This is a genomic window from Acinetobacter sp. AL9, assembly GCF_041464035.1.
Taxonomy (GTDB): Bacteria; Pseudomonadota; Gammaproteobacteria; order Pseudomonadales; family Moraxellaceae; genus Acinetobacter; species Acinetobacter towneri.
In genome coordinates this window covers 1-706 of sequence record NZ_JAYFSK010000148.1, presented here as the reverse complement: position 1 = coordinate 706, position 706 = coordinate 1, and the positions used below count along the sequence as shown (strand labels likewise).

1 protein-coding gene is annotated in these 706 nt (G+C 37.8%); it reads left to right on the top strand.

The window, feature by feature from the left end; translation table 11 throughout:
* Positions 1 to 119: 119 nt before the first annotated feature.
* A partial coding sequence (locus ACEO2X_RS14030) for a transposase (RefSeq protein WP_371972171.1) occupies positions 120 to 706 on the top strand: 587 nt, incomplete at its 3' end.

Sequence of the window (706 nt, the reverse complement as noted above, 5' to 3'; positions counted from 1 at the left end):
CATACGCGCCAACTTAAGGCTTAAACTGTTGAAATATATTATAATTATCGCTTGAAAAATAAAAAAGGTGGTTGTATTTATTAATGCGCTAACACAAAACACAACCACCGTGGCGTATCATGATTCATTTTCAACAGTTATTACAAGTACTTCCTTCAAATATTGAACAAATGGCGATAAATTGTAATGCTTTTCAACGGGCTAGAAAAATTAAATCGCCTTTAGAACTGTTTAAATTACTTATGCTGTATTGTGGCCTCGATTTGTCTTTAAGAGCATGCGCTGGAAAATTCACTGAAACTTATTCCGCAATCAGCGACGAAGCCGTAAAAAAGAGATTAATATCTTGTACTGACTGGATTAAATCACTTTTAAAAGAAACTCTTACCACAGATCATAACCATACAGAAGGCGATTTAAAATTTATAGCTGTAGATGGCTCTACCGTTCAGGAACCAGGTGCGACACAAACGAGCTATAGACTACATCTCGGCATAGATTTGATGGATTTAACGCTCACTGATGCTGTTGTTACAACAGACAAAGTTGGCGAAAAACTTCAGCATTATCAGCTTCGTGAGGGTTATGTCTTTGTGGCTGACCGTGGCTATAGTCGAGTTCAAACCATTATGCCGACAGTCGATCAAGGCGCTGATGTCATTGTCAGATATACACCGAACTCCATGCCTCTCTATACATTTAATTC